This window comes from Algoriphagus sp. SE2, from assembly GCF_039563885.1.
In the GTDB taxonomy this organism is placed as follows: domain Bacteria; phylum Bacteroidota; class Bacteroidia; order Cytophagales; family Cyclobacteriaceae; genus Algoriphagus.
In genome coordinates this window covers 274,208-287,625 of sequence record NZ_JBCLWJ010000003.1, presented here as the reverse complement: position 1 = coordinate 287,625, position 13,418 = coordinate 274,208, and the positions used below count along the sequence as shown (strand labels likewise).

Here is a 13,418-nt window from a genome sequence, read left to right as displayed (position 1 = left end):
TATCTTTAATCATGCAAGCAACTTCCCTGAATATAAAACTGGACGGAAAAAAATTATTTTTTGCTTCCGATTTTCATTTAGGCGCGCCTAATGCATCAACCAGCAAAGAAAGAGAAAGAAAAATAAACAGATGGTTGGATTCAATTCAAGATAACGCAGCAGCTATTTTCTTTGTAGGAGATATCTTCGATTTCTGGTTTGAATATGGGAAAGTTATCCCAAAGGGATTTATTCCATTTATTTCCAAAATATCCCAACTTAGAGATAAAAAAATACCAATCTATTTTTTTACTGGAAATCATGATTTATGGATGAAGGATTACTTCACCCAAGAATTGGGTATTCCTGTTTATTATGATCCGATAGAATTAACTGTAGGGAATAAAAAAATATTGGTTGGCCATGGAGATGGTCTTGGCCCAGGCGATAACTCCTATAAGTTCCTTAAGAAAGTTTTTGTTCATCCTCTATCTCAATGGCTTTTTAAATGGCTTCATCCAGATATCGGAATTAAGATTGCCCATGCCTGGTCGGGACATAGCAGAATCACCAATATTGAAAAAGATGAAAACAGATTTTTAGGTGATGGAGAATGGCTTTGGACCTATTGCAAGGAAGTTGAAGAGAAAAAACATCATGATTTTTACATTTTTGGACATCGTCATTTGCCATTGGAATTAAAGGTAGGTGATTCCTCTGTTTATTATAATTTGGGGGAATGGGTAAGTCAGTATACTTATCTAGAATTTGACGGAGCCGAAGCCTTACTAAAAACATTTGAAGGATGAAAAAAATATTGGCTATCATTTCGATGTTATTGCCAATAATCACCATTGGTCAAACACAAGACAACATAGGGGTACCTATTTCGGAAATTTCAATTGAAAATCTGGACCTTATTTCTTTTGATAATAAAGACCAAATTTTTGCAAGTAATACTTCAGGAGATATTTATCAGTACACTACTGTTGGAAAACAGCTGAATCTTTTTTCTCCAATGCGCCAAGGAAGATTACAACAACTTGAAGCTGCCTGGACAGTAAATATTTTCAGCTTTTCTGCAGACCTTCAGCAATACAGAATATTGGATAGATTTATGAATCAATTGTCTGAACAAGGGTTTTCTCCAACTGAGATTAATCTTGCAAAGGCCGCCACCTTGGGCAACAACAATATGATTTGGGTATGGGATGAATCAGACCTTAGTCTTAAAACACTGGACTACCTTCGGAATATAGTTACACAAGCTCAGCCTCTTAACTTAATTCTGAACTCTGAAAATTTAGAAGTATTGGAAATAAGGGAATTCAAAAATCGACTTTTTATGAACGTGGCAAACGAAGGGGTTTTCATTTTTGACAATCAAGGAAATTTTATTAGCAAAATCAAAATTGTAACAGACCAGCGAATGTGCTTTTATAAGGAGCATTTACTCTGGATCCAAAATAATCAGGTTATGGCTTTTTCAATTTCAACCAAAGCCATTTTAACGATAGCTCAGATACCCCCTAGGGATTACAGATATATGCAGGTGGGGCAGGAAACCTTGGCATTGATTGAAAAAGATAAAATCAATATTTATCCATTACCAAACTGGATAAAATCTCTACGATAAATGAAAAAACCGGAAAAGAATTTCCGGTTTGGTATATTAAAACTTCAAAGTATCTGGTAAATATTTAGAAGCCAAATCTTCATAGAAAGGTCTTAACTCTTTCACATTGGGTGGCACAGCTGCTTTAGAGTATAAGTCATATGGATTAAATTTATTTACCCATTCAAATAGCTTGTGATCATCTTTATTCATTAAATGGCTATATGCATTTTCTCTATGCTGAGAATAAAAAGAATGGTACCGTAACATCGCCAAACCTTCTTCAGGTAGATAATTTTTCATGATCTGGTAAATGTATTCATCATGCCCCCAAGACATATGCACATTATCTAAGCCACAATTGGGTTCATATACTCCAAACTTCGAATTGAACCTTAGATCATTATAATCCGGATTATCTTTAAAATATTCTGGATAAACAATCTTATCAGAATGTTTACAACCCACAGGAAAGGTGTCACCCACTACACACCATTGAGGTTCTCCAAATAAGCAAAGCACCTTCCCCAAATCATGTAAAAAACCTGTCAGTACAAACCAATCAGGATGACCATCAGTTCTGATTGCTTCCGATGTTTGAAGCAAATGCTGGGTCTGATCTAAATCTGTATCTGGATCAGAATCGTCAACCAACGTATTTAAAAATTCCACAGCCTCCCAAAGAGTCATTTCCTTTTTATCAAATTTCAGAAACTCATTTTCTTTCGCTAAAACAAAGTCATAAGTCTGATTAATATGATTAATTCTATAAAACTCTTTTACAGTTTCTCTTTGAGGATCGTCGTAATTTCTAAATTCCTCTTTTGCTTTTTCCTGTTTTCCATTTTCTGGGTATCTTTTTAATAGATCCTCTTCCCAGAGCTCTTCCATTTGATGTGGGGTAACTTCTTTCATACTGTAGAGATTTGCACTAATATATCGAATTTCAAGATTTTAATTACCTAACCAAATATAAATAAGGACAGTAACCACCACTAGAAGTAGACCAAGATGCTTTGCATATTTCCAGGGATGCATGTCGATATGTCCAATATCAGTTGGTTTGAATTTATTTGAATTCGGATAAAAATAAGACACACCAAACATGACTGCCATATTAAGCAAAAACTCTATCCCCCAGATATGAACGAAATGGGTCTCCACTTTCAAGATAAATACAGTTAAGATATAAAAAGCTAAACCTACAAAAAGACCTGCTTTTGCGCCCATCGCAGAAATCTTAGGAAGGAATAAACCTGCAATGATAATGGATGCGATTGGGATAAAGAATATTCCATTTAATTGCTGCAACAGTTGATAGAGCCCATCCGGAGCTCCCGCCACCAAAGGTGCCGCCATAATTGCACAAATAGCTAAGACTATTGAGGTAAGCTTTCCAACCCATACCAGTTGCTTTTCGGAAGCATCGGTTTTAATATGTCTTTTATATATTCCCAGACTGAAAATGGTAGCTGTACTGTTCAAAACGCTATTAAAAGTACTTAAAACTGCTCCCATAACCACTGCTGCAAAAAATCCAGTCAGCCCAACAGGCAATACTTTTTTAATCAATTCAGGATAAATTAAATCTTGATTATCATAAAGACTATCCCCGAAATAATAAAAGCCAATTACTCCAGGTAAAATAATAATCAAAGGAATAAAGAGTTTAAAAACCCCGGTATAAAGCAAACCTTTTTGTGCTTCTGCTAAACTTTTTGCTCCGAAAGCCCTTTGAATAATCGTTTGATTCATACACCAGAAGTAGAGCTGATTAATCATCAATCCAGTAAAAAGAGTCTCGAAAGGAAGTACTGAATCCTTGGCTCCGATCACATTGAATTTCTCAGGGGCTGCTTTATAAACTTTACTCAAACCTGAAACTATATTCCCATCACCAATATCCCAAAGCGAAAATCCGAGAACCAGCAGTCCACCGACAAATAAACCAATTCCATTGATTGAGTCTGAAAAGGCAACAGCCTTTAAGCCTCCAAAAATTGCATAAACTGACCCTATTACCCCAATCACTACTACCGTCAACCATAAACCTTCCTGTTGGCTAATTTGAAGTGTCTCTGAGACATTAAATATACTTTCGAGGTTAATGGCACCAGTGTAAAGCACGATCGGCAACAGCGTTACCACAAAGGATACAATCAAAAATAAAGCAACAAGGGTTCGGGTTACTCGATCAAATCTATACTCCAAATACTGTGGGATTGTGGTTAAACCCATTCGCAGAAAACTGGGAATAAAATATAAAGCTCCAATCACCAATGCGATTGCCGATGTTACCTCCCAGGCGATGACTATGAAACCGTTTTTGTAAGCAGAGCCATTCATTCCGATCAAATGCTCGGTCGAGATATTTGTTAGCAACATGGAACCTGCTATCACAATCCCTGTCAAACTTTTTCCTCCTAAAAAATAGCCTTCTTGAGTGTCTAGTTTATCCTTCCGAAGTTTATACCAAGAAAATATTGCAACAAAAGCGGTAAAAGCCAAAAAGGAAATAATTGTAAGGGTCATGCTAATTGAATTGGTTTAAGCCAACGAGTCAATATACTTCAGTTATTCAAAAATTGAGAAAAGAATTACGAAATCGTTTACGCGTTTCCATCTTACTTATCAATATTCACCTATAAAATGACCAAATTTTACAAAATGAATCATACTTGATTTTGTAACATTAACATTGGAATCTACTAAGCAAATCAAATGTCATTAACAAAAAATCTATATCTCCTAATTTTTCTCACATTGGCAATAAGCTGCGGAAAAAAAGAGAACTTTTCTAATGTGCCACAACAAAAATCTTTTGATGGGTTGATTATCAAATCTCCCAGTTTAGAATTGAATAAAGCTTTCATTTGGGCACAAGAAAAAGCTCTTTCATATGTTCAAACAAATAATACAGGTCCCATCAACGCATGGGAAAATGGCCCTGGAACAGACTCTGTAAAATACATCCCCTCCTATTGGGCGGGTTATCCTAAACGATCTGCTTTTTATTCAAGAGATTTCTGCCATCAGCTAGAGGGCGCTCATCTGTTAGGACTTGAAAAAGAAAATTTCAGTATGATGAAAGCTTTTGCCTCATCCGCAAGTGAATCTAAAAAGTGGTATCCTCTCTGGGCTATTAATTTCGATGGTTCAGCTTACACGATTGATTACAAATCGGATTCGAACTTTGTTCGTGAAGTCCCTGCTACTTTCGAACTAGTTGAAAAAGCTTACGAACTTTATAAATGGACCGGTGATCCACGCTATTTAGAAAATAATATTCTTTGGACTTTTTACTCAAAGGCTGTCAATGAATTTATTGAACTCCATGATCAAATAATTCCAAACGGAATTGCTGAAGGGACCGGAAAAGGGATTTTTGATGGCGCTGCATCTTATAATGAACAAAGAGACCAGCCTTTGATAGAAGCTGGCGATGCCATAGCGAGTCAATACAAAGCGTTTACCGCCTTTGCTAAAATGGCAGAAATAAGACAATTGCCAGAGTTAACCAGCGATTTCAATAAAAAAGCCTCAGACCTCAAAAATTACTTTAATACAGATTGGGGAGTGAAAAACAGCAATCTTTTTAACAGGGGATATCTAGCTGACGGGACTCCTGTCGATGGTTGGGGGAAAGAAAACTCTTGGTTTATGCCAATGAAAGGGATAACGAAAAAAGGGAGCCTGAGAACATTGGATTATCTAAACTTCATTGACGAGCGATTAGAATCCAAAGAAGACATTCCGGATAACATTGAAGCAATTAGCTATATCCCAGAGACTTTTTTCCTTCATAACCAAAATGAATTAGGCTGGAAATGGATGAAACATATTATTAATAAGTTAGATCAAGATCATTCCTATTCTTCAGCAACTGGCAGAAACGGAGATTACCCTGAAGTTTCTTATGTTCTGATTAGAAATGTGATTGTGGATTTGTTGGGAATAATCCCAAATGCCTCAAAAAATGAATTGAGCACCTTGTCTCACCTTCCAAATGAATTAGAATTTTTAGAAGTTGAAAACATAAAAATCGGAAATTCAGTCTTAAAAGTCAGACACCAAGGAACGCAAAGCAGCAGCATCAAATACCTTTCTGGTGATCAGGTTTTAACTTGGAAAGCCGAATTCCCAGGGAATTTCAAAAATATGCTAGTCAATGAAGAGGAAAAAGATGCTACCCAGGTAATAGAAGATGGATTTGAAAAATCAAATATTATAATCCACCTGAGCCCTGGGGAAGAAATAGAAGTAATAGTTAAGGAATAAAAAAGGCCCTCTTAGAGGGCCTTTTTTAATTTTTCAATATTCTGAATTAACCGATTTTCACCAGTTCAATATCAAAAATCAAATCTTTACCAGCTAATTGATGATTTGCATCTAATGTGATTTTCTTCTCATCAATATCTGTAACAATTACTGGCATTGGCTGTCCATTTCCTCCTTGAAGTGTCAACTGCATGCCAATCTCTGGCTTGATATCAGCGGGAACCTGCTCAATAGGCACATCAATCATCATGTCATCCCTTTTTTCTCCGTACGCTTCTGCCGCAGGTATAGTCACTGTTTTTTTATCGCCAACAGCCATTCCATGAACAGCAGCATCAAATCCTTGTATCATTTGACCTGCTCCAACTGTGAAACCAAGTGGTTCTCTATTTGCTGAAGAATCAAAAACACTTCCGTCCTCTAATTTTCCGGTGTAGTGCACTTGCACCGCATCGCCTTTTTTAGCTTGCATGATATTTTTTTTGGTTAAAGTGCAAAGTTACAGAAATCTTTTAGGTCATAAAAACCGAACAACTGTGTCCGTTTTCAGAGTAATAACGTACATTTATGAACACTTGTGTCCGAAAAAATGCGGTTTACGCACTTGATTAAGTGTTGGCATTATTTTCCCCCTATTATAGACCAAACAAAAAACCATGGAAAATCAAGATTTGGGAAGAATACTCATAATTGACGACAATGAGGATTTACTTTTTGCTGCTAAAATGCTGTTAAAAAAGCATGCCAAGGAAGTATCTATTGAAAAAGACCCAAGAAGAATCCCTTTTTTAATCAACAACAATTCATATGATGTGATTTTGCTAGATATGAACTTCAGGGAAGACACTACTTCCGGAAAAGAAGGGTTCTATTGGTTAAAGCAAATCAAAGAAATTGATCCAAAAGCAGTGGTAATTCTTATAACAGCGTTTGGAGACGTCGAAATGGCCGTTCAGGCTTTGAAAGAAGGAGCAACCGATTTTATCCTAAAGCCATGGCAAAATGAAAAACTATTAGCCACGCTTTCATCTGCTGTAAGACTTAAAGAAAGTTACAATGAGGTTGAAAAGCTGAATAAAAAACAAAAACAGCTTCAGTCCGATCTGAAAAAACCCTACAGCGATATAATCGGGCAAAGTTCTTCCATGAAAAACATTTTCTCCATCATAGACAAAGTGGCCCAGACAGATGCAAACATTTTAATTTTAGGTGAAAATGGAACAGGGAAAGAGCTTATCGCAAGAGCAATCCATGATAGGTCACTTCGGAAAGATGAAATTTTTGTGGGGGTTGATATGGGAGCAATTACAGAAACCCTATTTGAGTCAGAGCTTTTCGGACATAAAAGAGGAGCTTTTACAGATGCCAAAGATGATAGGGCAGGCAGATTCGAAGTTGCAGATAAGGGAACTTTATTTTTGGATGAAATCGGGAACTTATCCATGCCTTTGCAATCCAAATTATTAACGGTATTACAAAGAAGAGAAGTAACAAGAATTGGTACCAATAAAGCCATTCCTGTTGATATCCGACTGATTTGTGCAACCAATATGCATGTGCATGAGATGGTAATGGAAAATACATTCCGTCAGGATTTGCTTTACAGAATTAATACGGTGGAAATTTTTCTTCCTCCGCTAAGAGAAAGACAAGACGATATTCCTTTATTGGCAAAGCATTTTCTAAAAAGTTACTCTCAAAAATACAGGAAGAATTTCACTGGTTTTAATGATTCTGCCATGGACTTACTACAGCGATATAACTGGCCAGGAAATATCCGTGAACTGCAACATGCTATAGAAAGGGCTATCATCATGGCTGAAGGTGAAGAATTGGATTCAAGAGATTTCTTCTTCCTTTCCGCAAAACCTGCTTCAGATAAAGCTCCAGCAAATAATACCTTAAATCTCGATGATATGGAGAGAAGTACCATTCAACGGGCTATTGATAAAAATGGAGGAAATATCTCCAAAGCAGCTAAGGAGCTAGGCTTAACCCGCGCTTCTCTGTATAGAAGACTGGAAAAATATGGATTATAAAGTAGGCCTACTGGGTAGAATAGCCTTTCTAGCCGCAACCCTCTTCCTTTTGGCATATACCATTTTCAATGATTGGGGAGTCTTCATGATTTCCCTTTTCTTAATTTTGGTAGTCATCCAGATTATATTTTTTCTAAAATATTCTGAAAGCTCTTTCAAAAAAGTAAGAGTGTTTCTGGATAATATTAAACAAGACAAATACTCCCAACTTTATCCCGTCAAATTTGATGGAACGGAAACAGATGATTTACATATCGAGTTTAATGCCATTCTGGCGAAGCTAAAAGAAGATCAAGCTGAGAAAGAAGCACAATACCAATATTTCAGGTCTGTTTTCAAACATTTGAGCATTGGCTTGATCACCTTTGGTGAAGGCGGTGAGATTCAAATAATTAATACTTCTGCCAAACGAATTCTTGATGTCGAGGAACTAAAAAACATCGCTGAAATTGAGGGTATCAATAAAGAGCTTCATTTGGCAATCAATAACCTTCGGACTGGTGGTTCAGAATTGATCAAAATTGCCCACCCAGATGGAATTATGCAGCTCTCCGTCTACGTAATCGAATTATTGATGCGAGGTGAAAAGTTTAAGTTAGTTTCCCTCCAAAACATTCAATCCGAACTGGAAGAGAAGGAAATGGAAGCCTGGCAAAACCTGGTCAAAATCCTAACCCATGAGATCATGAATTCCATTGCTCCGATTTCTTCTCTGGCAGGTACGATCAAAGATGAAATTGAAAGTAAAATGGAGGATGTGAGCCAAGTTGGACCATCTGATATGGAAGACTACTTAATGGGCATCAGCACCATAGAAAAGAGAAGTCAGGGATTGATTAATTTTGTTTCTGATTTTAGAAGCTTAGCTCATATACCAACACCAAAATTCAGCAGTATCGGTATTAGAAATCTTTTCGATCAGTTAGAAGTATTATTAGCTAATCAACTGGAAACCAAAGAGATTTCACTAAGGAAGGAATTGAATCCACCGGAATTGATCCTATTTGGTGATCAGACTCAGATTGAACAAGTACTTATAAACTTGGCACAAAATGCCATCCATGCCGTTGAAGATTCCGAAATCAAAGTGATTACTTTTAGGGCCTTTATTGATGAAGCAGGAAAAATCATTCTGGAAGTGAGTGATACCGGAAAAGGTATTGAAGAGGAGGCCCTTTCAAAAATATTTATCCCTTTCTTCACCACCAAAAAGAAGGGATCTGGAATAGGACTCAGTCTCTCCAAACAAATTATGAGAAGGCATAAAGGAAATATTCAGGTCCGATCAGCAATTGGAGAAGGCACTACTTTCAAGTTAATTTTCAATGGGTGATTTTATAATTCAGAATGATTAAATCATAAAGCTAAAAGATCGAAAATAGCCTCCTCATGATCCATTAGTGAAGAATCTGGAAAACAAATTCCTAAACGACCTTCCAAACTTTTATAACCAAATGCAGCAAAATCTATTTTTATTCGGATTTATACTGATCAAGTTTGTTTTACAGTATTTTTTGATAGACTCAGGTTACGATCTTCATCGAGATGAATTTCTCCATCTTGATCAAGCGCATCATTTGGCTTGGGGATATATTTCTGTCCCTCCAGTCACTTCTTGGTTCTCCTATTTGATTTATTTATTAGGATACACAGAATTTTGGGTTAAGTTTTTCCCTGCTCTACTAGGAGCTTTGACTATCGTATTGGTGTGGAAAACAATCGAGGTTTTGGGTGGGAACTTATTTGCATGTTCACTTGCTGCTATCGCACTGATTTGTTCAGCTTTGGCAAGATTGAATCTTCTTTTTCAGCCAAATTCATTCGATATCCTTGCCTGGACATTTATCTTTTATACACTAATCAAACATATCCAGACTGGGAAAAACTCATGGTTTTATTGGATGGGAATTGGCCTAGGTTTTGGGTTTCTGAATAAATACACCATCATTTTTCTAGCTTTGGGACTTCTCATTGGAATTATTTTTACCAAGGAGCGAAAAATATTTAAAAACCGACATCTCTATTTTGGTTTAGGCATTGGGCTATTAATTGCTCTTCCCAACATCATCTGGCAGATCATCCATGACTTTCCGGTAATCTGGCATATGAGAATGCTAAATACGTATCAGTTAGTCAATGTTAATCGCATCGATTTTCTTACAGAGCAGCCGCTATTTTTTATCGGTTCCATTTTTGTCTTAATCTTTGCCTTGATCTCTTTTTTCACCTATCCTCCTTTCAAAAATTATAAATTCCTCTTTTTCACCTTAGTTTCCACATTAACGATTTTCACTTTTCTCCGTGCCAAAGCCTATTATGCAATTAGCCTCTATCCGATTTTCTTTGCATTCGGATCTCTTTATTTGACTCAACTCCTTAAAAACGGACGAATGCGCTATTTAAAACCTGTAGTATTACTTATACCGATAGTCGTATTTGGATTGATGATTCCTTTGGTTTTCCCATTCAGGCCTCCTGAAAAACTTAAAGAAGTCTATAAAAAATATCCCGAACTGCAGTTAACCCGCTGGGAAGATGGCGTAGATCACGATATCCCACAGGATTTTGCAGATATGCTGGGATGGAAAGAACTGGCAACAAAAGTCGATTTTGCTTATTCAAAAGCTCCTTCAGATGAATACACTGTGATCATTTGTGACAATTATGGATTAGCCGGTGCGATCAACTTCTACACGAAAGAAAAAGGTCTCCAAGCAATAACAATGAATGCTGACTATGTTAATTGGATAGATTTAAGCAGAGAAATAAAAAATGTGATTTTGGTACGGGAAGCATCCGATATAGTGAGTGAAAGGGAAATCTCCTTATTTGAAAGATCAGAAGAAATAGGAACTATAACAGATCCAAATTCCCGTGAGTTTGGAACTATAATCCATTTACTTTTAGGAGCTAAAACCGATATTAATTCAATTTTAGCTAGAGAAATTGATGAAAAAAAAGCAGAATTGAGAGAATAAAAAAACTCCGTGAGTTTGATTTCTCACGGAGTTTTAATTTTAATATGTATTCAGTTTTGCCTTAGTCTTTCAAAGTAACAGTTCTGGTAACCTCATTAAATCCACCTTGGATCAAATTCCCATCAGCATCTAACAACTCTAACTTAATAGTTGCCTCTCCCTTAGGTAAACCTTTTATAATATAGGGAGCCCATTCTGTAATCATAAACTCCTGACCATTGATTGTTGCTCTTACTTTGTTACCCGATTCAGAAAGAGTGGTATTCAATAAGAAGAAATCCAACATCAAGTTCTCAGTATCTGCTCCTGAATATTCTCCTTTAGGTCTGCTATAGATCATTGTTGGTTTCTCAAGATCTACATTCATATCATCACTGGATTCACCTACTACTATCTTCTTTGCAACAAAAGAGTTTGGGTTTTTTACAGATTCATGATAGGATCTACTCAAGAATGCCACAACATAATGCGTTCCCGCAGTCATTTCTTTCTTAAATTCTGGCTCATAGTGAGCGGAGTAGGGTCCGTTGTCCACAATGAAGTGAATGTGTTGACCATTTCCTGAATTAGCCAAATTTGCGGCCATTCCATTCTTTTCGGTTTGAGCCCCTAACTCATAATCTCCTACTTCAAAAGAAAAATCTATCTCACCTGCTTGTGGTACGGACATACCGCTTGGTTTAGTCATCGTCAAAGATGAATTAGCATATGCAGGAGAGTCCTCGAATTTTTCTATGGTAATCGTTGCTGGAGTTGTTGTCTCCATTTCTTCAACTATCACTTCTTCGTTTTCTGCCTTTTTAGGTTGGCAACTTACTGCCATTACTACTGCCAGCGCTGCTGTTCCAAATATTTTCACGTTCATAATTTTCATTTTTTGGTATGTAATTCTCTTATAATCTTACAAATGCTATTCCATTGGAAATTGGAGGTTATATTAATTCTCCTACTTCCGAAACTTTAAACAAATCTCATGGGATTTCAATTCATTAAATGGCGAAATTAATTAAGAGAGTTCTATTCTGCCTAAATGTTTCTTCCTCTTTGAGGGATTATTGAATAGAACTCTCTTAATCAGAAAAGGTTATCTAACTCAATCTGGTGGTATTTTTTTTCCTAGATCGGGGAATTAATTTCTAATTATCTTTATTTCCAGTGGAATTTTGAGATTAAAAAGAAAGAACCTTATTGAAAAATAATCTCTATCCATGACTAGATTTTCATTTTAGTTTGAAAAGCTAATTCAAAACAATCTTTTCAAAGACTTGCTCTTTTTCATACCTATCGAAATCAGATTTCATCTTAGTTAAAGCTTGTTTAATTTCCTGATCTACTAGTAAAAGTTGAACTTTTTGAGAAATAGATTCAGAAGTGTCATTCTGAATATCTCCTGTCAAACCAAGCTTTTTGGTCTTAACCCTAGCTTGAAATCCATTTTGATCTGTAACCCTTAAGCTAAATGTCAGCATTGGAACTTGAAAATGAATACACTCATGAATAGTATGAAACCCAGCAGTAACCAAAGCACAATCCGCTTCAGGCAAAACTTTTAAAGCTGGAATCCATTTAAAAAAGTGAATATTCTCAGCAGTAACTCCCGAAGGTTTTTTGCTTTTACTCCCTAATCCAATCAGTATTTCCCAATTTTTCTTGTTGGAAAATGCCTCCACTAGCTTGCTTAAAAAAATAGTATTTACCGCTCTGTAAGAACTCAGGCTACAGTAAATCAATTTTTTATTCTCTCTTTTTGCTTTTTTAATGATACTTTCAATAGCAATAACATCTTCTTTTGGAGTTCCATCCGCCCTATCCAAATAAATCATTGGTCCAACATAATATTCATTTTTCCGAAGCTTGTGAACGAAGTCCATTTCTCTAGAAGTAATATAAAGGATAGGTACTTTAGAAAAGAAAAAAAAGGGGCCTGGTAGCACTGTTCTGCTCAACAAATAATCCCTTTCCTTCAAACCCATCGCTTTACCAAGTTTAATCAAGAGGCTACGACGATCTTGAAACTTATTTTTAACCCTTTCCAGAATTGCCTTTGCGCGCAATTTATTCCTGGATACGAGCCAAGAAATCTTTATATTCAATTGACTTAAAAAACTCTCTCCTGGGGAAATATCTGTATTTGGAATGGGCGCATCTGCAAAGGTGGGAATGGGTAAGAATTGATTAAGAATGAAAAGTTTTTTTCCCAATGAAATACAAGTCAATATATAAACAGGACACTCCAAATCAACAATAAACAGATCTCCATCTAATTCTCGAATTGCTTCTTGGTATTTAATATGAAAATCAGCCTCAAAGGATTTAGGAATAACTTTAGAAGGCAATCGGATAAAGGAATAAGGATAAACATCGAGCCATTCGGAGAGGTCACTTGATGAACAATAAACAATCTCATATCCCTTTTTTGAAAGTCTATTAGCAATCTCAAGACTCGCATGAAAAACACCGCGAAGTTCAGGTAATATAATAATAGCTTTCATAGATAATGCTTTTAGGCAGAAACCCTTAATCCACTAA

At 36.2% G+C, this 13,418-nt stretch carries 11 protein-coding genes; 6 read left to right on the top strand and 5 right to left on the bottom strand.

Annotation, left to right across the window (positions count from 1 at the left end):
• Positions 1-11 precede the first annotated feature (11 nt).
• Both AAGF08_RS05315 and AAGF08_RS05310 read left to right on the top strand, forming a co-directional pair.
• Positions 12-788: a UDP-2,3-diacylglucosamine diphosphatase gene (locus tag AAGF08_RS05315; RefSeq protein ID WP_343510054.1), complete on the top strand. Its 777-nt coding sequence runs from the start codon at positions 12-14 to the stop codon at positions 786-788.
• Entirely contained in the window at positions 785-1,615 is an 831-nt protein-coding gene (locus AAGF08_RS05310) for a hypothetical protein (RefSeq protein ID WP_343510053.1), read from the top strand. Before AAGF08_RS05315 ends, AAGF08_RS05310 begins: the two co-directional genes overlap by 4 nt.
• A 36-nt stretch (positions 1,616-1,651) precedes the next feature.
• Here the strand turns inward: AAGF08_RS05310 and AAGF08_RS05305 are convergent, their stop codons facing one another.
• Positions 1,652-2,509, bottom strand: coding sequence for an inositol oxygenase family protein (locus AAGF08_RS05305; RefSeq protein ID WP_343510052.1), 858 nt, complete (start codon positions 2,507-2,509; stop codon positions 1,652-1,654).
• 39 nt (positions 2,510-2,548) lie between these two features.
• On the bottom strand, positions 2,549-4,126 hold the full coding sequence (locus tag AAGF08_RS05300; RefSeq protein WP_343510050.1) for a solute:sodium symporter family transporter: 1,578 nt from the start codon (positions 4,124-4,126) through the stop codon (positions 2,549-2,551).
• 189 nt (positions 4,127-4,315) lie between these two features.
• On the opposite strand from AAGF08_RS05300, the gene AAGF08_RS05295 reads away from it, so the two are divergent.
• Positions 4,316-5,872 (top strand): hypothetical protein, encoded by a 1,557-nt coding sequence (locus tag AAGF08_RS05295; protein ID WP_343510049.1) that lies wholly within the window; start codon positions 4,316-4,318, stop codon positions 5,870-5,872.
• 46 nt (positions 5,873-5,918) lie between these two features.
• On the opposite strand, the gene AAGF08_RS05290 is transcribed toward AAGF08_RS05295, so the two are convergent.
• Positions 5,919-6,347: a peptidylprolyl isomerase gene (locus AAGF08_RS05290; RefSeq protein ID WP_343510200.1), complete on the bottom strand. Its 429-nt coding sequence runs from the start codon at positions 6,345-6,347 to the stop codon at positions 5,919-5,921.
• 181 nt (positions 6,348-6,528) lie between these two features.
• Between AAGF08_RS05290 and AAGF08_RS05285 the strand changes: the two genes are divergently transcribed.
• From AAGF08_RS05285 to AAGF08_RS05275, 3 genes are all read left to right on the top strand, one after another.
• The gene (locus AAGF08_RS05285; RefSeq protein ID WP_343510048.1) at positions 6,529-7,911 is read left to right on the top strand and encodes a sigma-54 dependent transcriptional regulator; all 1,383 of its coding nucleotides are present in this window, start codon (positions 6,529-6,531) and stop codon (positions 7,909-7,911) included.
• Entirely contained in the window at positions 7,901-9,244 is a 1,344-nt protein-coding gene (locus AAGF08_RS05280) for an ATP-binding protein (RefSeq protein WP_343510047.1), read from the top strand. The genes AAGF08_RS05285 and AAGF08_RS05280 overlap by 11 nt, the downstream gene beginning before the upstream one ends.
• Before the next feature lie 121 nt (positions 9,245-9,365).
• The gene (locus tag AAGF08_RS05275) at positions 9,366-10,889 is read left to right on the top strand and encodes a glycosyltransferase family 39 protein (RefSeq protein ID WP_343510045.1); all 1,524 of its coding nucleotides are present in this window, start codon (positions 9,366-9,368) and stop codon (positions 10,887-10,889) included.
• Positions 10,890-10,950: 61 nt separating this feature from the next.
• On the opposite strand, the gene AAGF08_RS05270 is transcribed toward AAGF08_RS05275, so the two are convergent.
• Both AAGF08_RS05270 and AAGF08_RS05265 read right to left on the bottom strand, forming a co-directional pair.
• A complete protein-coding gene (locus tag AAGF08_RS05270) occupies positions 10,951-11,763 on the bottom strand; it encodes a hypothetical protein (RefSeq protein ID WP_343510044.1) in 813 nt (270 codons plus the stop codon).
• A 364-nt stretch (positions 11,764-12,127) separates the two neighbouring features.
• Positions 12,128-13,381: a hypothetical protein gene (locus AAGF08_RS05265; RefSeq protein ID WP_343510043.1), complete on the bottom strand. Its 1,254-nt coding sequence runs from the start codon at positions 13,379-13,381 to the stop codon at positions 12,128-12,130.
• Positions 13,382-13,418 lie beyond the last annotated feature (37 nt).

What these genes read in the sequence shown, in the direction of transcription:
- AAGF08_RS05315 (WP_343510054.1), top strand. Translation starts at nt 12, where the DNA reads ATGCAAGCAACTTCCCTGAATATAAAACTGGACGGAAAAAAATTATTT.
- AAGF08_RS05295 (WP_343510049.1), top strand. Translation starts at nt 4,316, where the DNA reads ATGTCATTAACAAAAAATCTATATCTCCTAATTTTTCTCACATTGGCA.
- AAGF08_RS05265 (WP_343510043.1), bottom strand. Translation starts at nt 13,381, where the DNA reads ATGAAAGCTATTATTATATTACCTGAACTTCGCGGTGTTTTTCATGCG.
- AAGF08_RS05275 (WP_343510045.1), top strand. Translation starts at nt 9,366, where the DNA reads ATGCAGCAAAATCTATTTTTATTCGGATTTATACTGATCAAGTTTGTT.
- AAGF08_RS05310 (WP_343510053.1), top strand. Translation starts at nt 785, where the DNA reads ATGAAAAAAATATTGGCTATCATTTCGATGTTATTGCCAATAATCACC.
- AAGF08_RS05300 (WP_343510050.1), bottom strand. Translation starts at nt 4,126, where the DNA reads ATGACCCTTACAATTATTTCCTTTTTGGCTTTTACCGCTTTTGTTGCA.
- AAGF08_RS05305 (WP_343510052.1), bottom strand. Translation starts at nt 2,509, where the DNA reads ATGAAAGAAGTTACCCCACATCAAATGGAAGAGCTCTGGGAAGAGGAT.
- AAGF08_RS05270 (WP_343510044.1), bottom strand. Translation starts at nt 11,763, where the DNA reads ATGAAAATTATGAACGTGAAAATATTTGGAACAGCAGCGCTGGCAGTA.
- AAGF08_RS05285 (WP_343510048.1), top strand. Translation starts at nt 6,529, where the DNA reads ATGGAAAATCAAGATTTGGGAAGAATACTCATAATTGACGACAATGAG.
- AAGF08_RS05280 (WP_343510047.1), top strand. Translation starts at nt 7,901, where the DNA reads ATGGATTATAAAGTAGGCCTACTGGGTAGAATAGCCTTTCTAGCCGCA.